The organism is Corynebacterium sp. ACRPE (assembly GCF_022347435.1).
GTDB classification, from domain to species: Bacteria; Actinomycetota; Actinomycetes; order Mycobacteriales; family Mycobacteriaceae; genus Corynebacterium; species Corynebacterium tuberculostearicum_D.
Map to the genome: position 1 here is coordinate 1 of NZ_JAKRNA010000059.1, position 1,311 is coordinate 1,311.

At 52.0% G+C, this 1,311-nt stretch carries 1 pseudogene; it reads right to left on the reverse strand.

The window, feature by feature from the left end:
- Nucleotides 1-22: 22 nt before the first annotated feature.
- Nucleotides 23-1,254: pseudogene (locus tag MHY13_RS12085) on the reverse strand (IS3 family transposase).
- Nucleotides 1,255-1,311 lie beyond the last annotated feature (57 nt).

The following is a 1,311-nucleotide window of genomic DNA, read 5'->3' on the forward strand; positions in this document are numbered from 1 at the left end:
TGAAGTGCCCCGAGTTTTGTTTCTAGGCATTTGCCTTGATTTCTATTATTTCCTGTGGCGGGTTCTGCTTCCAAAATTCGGTTTCGACCTCGACTGGGGTTCGGTATCCCAAGCTTTGGTGGAGCCTCGTCTCGTTCCACCATGACACCCATTTGAGCGTCGCGATTTCTACCTCGACAACGTTATTCCACCTGCGAGTATGGATTAGCTCGTTCTTGTAGGAACCATTAATGTTTTCTGCCAGAGCATTGTCATAAGAATCCCCGACAGTTCCGGTGGAAGCGGCAATCCCGTGCTGGGCAAGTCGCTCGTTGTAGACCACGCTGACATACTGTGAGCCGTGATCCGAATGGTGAATGAGACCTGTTGTTTCCTCAGCACACACGATCGCCTGGTTAAGAGCTTGCAGCGGCAGTGCTTGAAGTCCGCATCGAGTCTGATAACGCCCACCCAACGATCCGTCGGGAATAAACGTCGGTGACAAACGCGGCATACACAAAGCCATTCTTCGTGCGCACATACGTAATGTCAGCCACCCACAGCTTGTTCGGACCTGGGGCTTTGAATTCACGCTCGACCAAGTCCGGGCACAGATCAGGCACGTTAGGCTTTAAGGTTGTGATTAGTGATCCGCCTTTGCCAGAAACACCGGCCAGGCGCATTAAACGGGCAGTTTGTTCACGACCGATATCAATTCCGTCACGGCGGAGAGCATGCCACATTTTCTGTACACCGTAGACACCGTAATTATCCCGATGAATAGCACTAACGCGTTCAACCAGCACAGCATCACGAAGGCGACGAGCACTTAACCCACGGGCCTTGGACTGGCGATAGCCGCGCGAGGTAATGAACCCACCAGCGCGGGTATTCTTCAACGTCTTACAGATGAACTCGACGGAAAAACTACTCCGGTATTCATCGATGAATCGGATCATTTCTTAACGTTTGGGCCTGGTTCCGACGCGAAAAAGCTGAGGCAGCCTTCAGTAGCTCATTAGTGTCGCGTAGCTCTTGATTTTCACGGCGTAGCCTCGCGTTCTCTGCGGCCAAGTCTTCAGGCACAGGTTCTGGGATGTTTCCTGCACGGCGGGCAGGCTTAAGTCCATTGACGGGCCGTGTGCCATGAAATTCCCAACTTTGGAGCTACTTGCCTGGCACGCGGCTTGCATCGACATATTTTTCTGCCAAGATGCGGTCTTCCACGAGACGGACCACACGGTCCTTCACATCCTGGTCAAATTTCCTTGGCATGTTCCAGATTTTCCCATCTACTCAAACGGAACAAAACCTGGGACACTTCATACTTCA